Annotated in this window: 4 protein-coding genes and 2 pseudogenes; 3 read left to right on the top strand and 3 right to left on the bottom strand. The window is 37.9% G+C overall.

Going from position 1 to position 4865, the window contains the following annotated elements:
- Positions 1 to 195 (bottom strand): annotated as a pseudogene (locus tag ACMZ6U_RS09370) (IS110 family transposase); the annotation flags it as partial.
- Here ACMZ6U_RS09370 and ACMZ6U_RS09365 point away from each other — a divergent pair.
- Positions 189 to 293: pseudogene (locus ACMZ6U_RS09365) on the top strand (IS3 family transposase); the annotation flags it as partial. The pseudogenes ACMZ6U_RS09370 and ACMZ6U_RS09365 overlap by 7 nt on opposite strands.
- Before the next feature lie 59 nt (positions 294 to 352).
- Here ACMZ6U_RS09365 and ACMZ6U_RS09360 read toward each other — a convergent pair.
- Entirely contained in the window at positions 353 to 1675 is a 1323-nt protein-coding gene (locus ACMZ6U_RS09360; RefSeq protein ID WP_416108190.1) for an HlyD family efflux transporter periplasmic adaptor subunit, read from the bottom strand.
- Between the two features lie 9 nt (positions 1676 to 1684).
- A complete protein-coding gene (locus tag ACMZ6U_RS09355) occupies positions 1685 to 3835 on the bottom strand; it encodes a peptide cleavage/export ABC transporter (RefSeq protein WP_416108189.1) in 2151 nt (716 codons plus the stop codon).
- Positions 3836 to 4130: 295 nt separating this feature from the next.
- Here ACMZ6U_RS09355 and ACMZ6U_RS09350 point away from each other — a divergent pair, with 295 nt between their 5' ends.
- Both ACMZ6U_RS09350 and ACMZ6U_RS09345 read left to right on the top strand, forming a co-directional pair.
- Positions 4131 to 4346 (top strand): ComC/BlpC family peptide pheromone/bacteriocin, encoded by a 216-nt coding sequence (locus tag ACMZ6U_RS09350; RefSeq protein ID WP_416108188.1) that lies wholly within the window; start codon positions 4131 to 4133, stop codon positions 4344 to 4346.
- 8 nt (positions 4347 to 4354) lie between these two features.
- Positions 4355 to 4678, top strand: a complete 324-nt coding sequence (locus tag ACMZ6U_RS09345; protein WP_416108186.1) for a hypothetical protein — start codon at positions 4355 to 4357, stop codon at positions 4676 to 4678.
- Positions 4679 to 4865: the final 187 nt, after the last annotated feature.

Genomic DNA, 4865 nt, shown 5'->3' with positions numbered 1-4865 from the left:
CCTGATGAGGCGATGTATAGAGGCAATCGTATGTGGCTTGGTTGAAGTCGTTTGCGATTGTCTTTTTCGTTTCTCATAGAAGTCTGCGATATGGCAAGGATTGGTGTGACTAGCAGAAGCCATATTTTGAATACACTTGAACAGAATCTTTCGAGCATAAGGATTCCCACGTTTGGTAATGTGCTCCTGAGCAAGCTATCACAGATTACATTTTTTACTACAACAACAAACGAATCAAAACAAAACTAAAAGGACTTAGTCCTGTCCAATACAGAACTAAATCCTTTCAATAATTAGTTGTCCAACTTTTGGGGGTCAGTACAAAAGTTGGGTCATTTTTTTATATTTCAGTTTATCGTATGTCATTCAAAATCTTATCCTTGTAATAGTTAAAGAATGTTTTCTTTCCAATGATACTTGTGACTCTTCCTTGCATGCCATATTTGAGAATGCGGCTATCAGCTTCTGAAATCTTTGCCTGCGCTTTAACTTTAAAAAGATTTCCTTCTTTGGTTTCAGTTGAAGAGGCATCGATGACTTTGACTTTACCAAGAAGGACGATGTCTTGACTACTGATTTTATCCAGTCTAAGACGAACAGATTGTCCTCGTTTGATCGTTGCAATGTCATTAGAATTGACATAGTAGGTAATCATTACCTTTTTGGTTTGATTCATATCAGGAAGAATTTGCGCTATTTCTGTTCCTTTGGGAATGATATTCGTTTTAGATAAACTTTTTAGGAGATGAACAATGCCATCTTGTGGGGCTTTAATCGTATTATTTTGAACTTGAACCTCAGCTTGTTGTAGTTTTCCTTCTAATTCTGCAATTTGATTGGTAATAGTGGTCAATTGCTCATCCGTTTTTTGGATATATTCTGTTCTGAGAATATCAATTTGTGATTGACTGTTTGAGGAAGCATTCTCAGTTAACATGAGACCATCAGTTGTTGTGTCTGTCTTCACACTTTTATTGGTAGTGAGATTTAAGAGAGTAAGATTAGCAGAGCTGGTAGTAGACATAGCTCCTTGAGGAGATTGTACAGAAGGTATTTGTGGGACTTGTTCCTCTATGCCAGTTGTTATATCAGGTTGATTGTTAGGGATGCTTGGTACTTGTGGTTCTTGCGAAGGTATTTCTGAATCTTGTTGCGGTATTTGGTTAGGGTAAGGTTGATTAGCATAGGGTTGTGATGGTGTCATCTTAGGTTCTAACTCTTTGACTTTAAGCATAAAACTCTGATAAGTATTGAGGTGGCCAAATTCGTCTACACCGTCGTCAATGAAGAAGTTAACCCCTTGTTTTAAACTGGCTTTTAAGGTTTCGAGTCCAATTTTTTGGCGTTTGGCACTAGCTAATTGCGTCTCTAGAGCTGTTTTCTGGGATTCATCCATAGTTTCTGAATAACTTAGGAGAAAATCGTCTTTTTTAACGACTTTATTTTCCTTGAGTTGGTGACTAGATAAGGGATTATCACTGGTAGATTGAATGGAAGCAATCACACTGGTTGGTGTGATTTCACCAACGGTTGAGATACTAATTTCTTTCTTAGCTATTAAGGAAAAGATAACTAGGAAACCAGCTAGTAGTAGTAACGGGTAAATCAGTAAGGTCGCAAAGTTTTGGTAACGACGTCTATAAAATTCAGCACTTTGAAAAAGATTTGGATTCATAAATCCTCCTTATTTACTAAACAAATGATAATAAAAGCCCTGGCGTCTCACCAAATCGCTATGGGAGCCTTCTTCGACAACTTTGCCTTGGTCTAAGACAAGGATTTTCTCAGCTCGTTGAGCAATGCTGAGGCGGTGCGCCACAAAGATAATGGTTTTATCAAGGGCTAAGAGGTTGTCAATGACCTTTTTCTCTGTGAGAACATCCAAGCCACTTGTCGCTTCGTCAAGAATGAGAACTGGTGCTTTTGTGAGCAAGGCGCGTGCTAGGGCAATGCGTTGTTTCTGTCCACCGGATAAGCCTGCGCCATCTGATAATTCTGTTTGATAGCCCATAGGCATTTGTTCAATATCCTGACGAATTTCGGCAATCTCACAAGCTCTTAGAATGTCTTCTTGGCTAATCCCTTCTTGAACTCCTAAGGTCAGATTGTCAAGGATAGAGCCATCAAAAATATAGGCTTGCTGGGGCAGGTAGTTAATATGGCGTCTTAGCACTTTCTTATCTAGTGTTTTAAGATCGGTACCATTTAGTCGAATAGTTCCCTGATATGGCTCGTAAAAATTAACAATCATTTTAGCAAGGGTTGTTTTACCAGAACCGCTAATGCCAACCAGAGCTATCTTTGTTTTTTCGTTGATGGTTAGGGAGATATCAGATAAGGTATCACGGCCAAAGCCATATTTATAAGAAACGTGATCAAAAATGATATCGCCATTAAGCAGCGTAGGATCAGTTTTAAATGTCTTATCTTTAAATTCAGACTCAACCAAGTAAACTTCGTTGAGCCGGGTATTGGCAACTTTTGCAGATTGTAACTTTGTTTGGAGGTTGATGATATTTTCTAAAGGGTCTGTAAAATAGCTCAAGAGGGTATTAAAAGTAATGAGTTGACCAACGGAGATCTTTCCTTGAATCACAAGTCTTGACCCTAACCAAAGGATGAGGACATTGAGAATGAGTTGAGCGCCTTGTTTCAAAGTGGACTGAAGAGTAGACAGTTTGCTTAAAACGAAAGATTTATCGAGATAATCCACAAACTCACGGTCAATCTTTTGGTAACGCACTTCCTCACTGGTTAACGATTTGATTGTCTCAATCCCGTTGATATCCTCAATAATGGCTGAACTGACCATGGCATTACTCTGCATCACATCGTTATTCATCCGTTCAAAAGGTTTCATAAAGGCAAAAATAATGACAAGATAGATTGGAATAGAAACCAGTGACAGGAAGAAAAGATGAGGGTTTTGCAGTAACAAGACCCCGCCGACAATGACGACGATTGAGACGTCTAGGAAAAGAGACAGGATAGTGGACGCTAAAGCATCAATGATAGCAGTGGCATCTGTAAAGCGTGAGGTGATTTCACCAGTACGTCTAGTCGCAAAAAAAGACATGGGAAGGTCAAAAATGTGCTTGATATAAGATAAAATAACATCAATGGTTAAGCGCTGACTGAGCACGGTAAGCAGATAATCCCTGGCAAAGGTCATCACTTGTTGGATAACATAAGTCACAATCAAGCCAACAGAAATAATCCCAAGCGTGGAGAGCATATGATTGGGAATATAATCATCTAAAATGGATTGTAGATAATAAGAACCAACAATGTTAATGATGGTCACAAGGAGGCTAGCAATGACAATCTGACTAATAACAGCTTTCTGCTTAAAAATAAGGGGCAGAAAGCTGGTCAAGCTATTCTTTTTGTCCTTATGGGGCTTGTAGGATGGTTTAGGCCCCATAAATAAAGCGACACCAGTCCATTCAGAAAGGAAGGTATCGTAGGACATTTTAGTGACTTTGACACTAGGATCAGGATCACCAATGACTAGCTCTTTCTTGCCAGCCTGATAGACAACATAGTAGTGTTGTAGTTTTCCTTCCTTATTGACATGGGCGATGAAAGGATAAGGGACATCATCCATTTCAAAGAGACTAGCATCCGCTTGGATGGCTCGTGTTTCAAAGTCGATTTCTTGAGCAGCCTTGACAAGACCAAGAGCAGTAGTGCCCTCCTTATTGGTTTTAGCAAGTTCTCTTAAGTGAGCGAGTGAGTACCTAGACCCATAAAAAGCAGCAATAGAAGCTAATGCTGCCACCCCACAATCTCTAGCATCAACCTGAGGGATAAAGGTTCGTTTGTATCTTGACATTAAAACTCCTCTAATCTTTTAATTTATCGTAAGCCATTTAATACTATCAAAAATAAAGTTAGGAAGATGGAAAAATCCTAAATGGTTATCGAAACATCTTAAATGGTAAGAGAGCATAGGATGTATAGTGAAAAAATACTTCTTAAATGGTCTTTTTAGAATCTCTAATGGTTAATAATGACCGTTTAGGAAAGTTCAACGACAATTTAGGATTTTGGATAATCTTTTTTAAAATAACTGCTATAATAAATTTGTAGTCGCGACCACAATATAAAAATGAAAAGGAATTTTAATTATGAATATAGAATTATTTACTGGATTTGAAGAAATGGAAACAGAGACTTTAGCAGAGTTGACTGGTGGTTTTGGATGGGGTGATGCCCTTGCAGGATTATTCGGAGGATTGGCTCCTTCGCCTACTTTGGATCAATTAAACGGAAAAAAACTTCCTAAACCTCGTAGCTGTTCTCCTTATGGAACTGGTGGAACGCCTAACGCATGTAATTTTTAGGATATATTATGAAAGCTATTTATAAAGGAAAAAATGCTGAGGTATGGCAAATAAAAAAAACAGGAGAATTTCCTGAATGGGTTAAAGAAGCTTTTGAGAAAAATTATCTTTATTGGTTAGATGACCGTCTAAGAATTTTAACGGTAGGATTTAATCCTTCGCTCAGGAAAAATTTACAATTTGGAGTTGTTGGTTCTGTTGGTGGTGGCTTTGCGGGATATGGGATGTATCAAATAGGTTATATAAATGATTATATTGATATTACAAACCATAGAGTAGTATCTGAGAAGACTTTTAAAAAGCAATACACAGTGATATCTCTCGATGACTGATAACCTATTAATCTATCACTGATAAAAAGAAAGTAGATTCATTGCTCAATGTCCTCAGTTTTGGGTACTATAGTTCTCTTTGTCCCCTTGCTTGAGCTGTTATACTTAACAAAAATCAAAAATGGCGCTATAATAAGAATATGACAAAAGAATTTAGTGAATCTCAAATCCAAGAATTGCAACTTGC

The sequence above is a fragment of the Streptococcus pluranimalium genome (genome assembly GCF_047785745.1).
GTDB lineage: Bacteria > Bacillota > Bacilli > Lactobacillales > Streptococcaceae > Streptococcus > Streptococcus pluranimalium_B.
The sequence above is the reverse complement of the archived record's forward strand: the minus strand, read 5'-3'. Positions and strand labels throughout refer to the sequence as shown.

Coding starts and splice junctions, on each gene's coding strand:
- ACMZ6U_RS09360 (WP_416108190.1), bottom strand. CDS start 1,675: ATGAATCCAAATCTTTTTCAAAGTGCTGAATTTTATAGACGTCGTTAC.
- ACMZ6U_RS09355 (WP_416108189.1), bottom strand. CDS start 3,835: ATGTCAAGATACAAACGAACCTTTATCCCTCAGGTTGATGCTAGAGAT.
- ACMZ6U_RS09350 (WP_416108188.1), top strand. CDS start 4,131: ATGAATATAGAATTATTTACTGGATTTGAAGAAATGGAAACAGAGACT.
- ACMZ6U_RS09345 (WP_416108186.1), top strand. CDS start 4,355: ATGAAAGCTATTTATAAAGGAAAAAATGCTGAGGTATGGCAAATAAAA.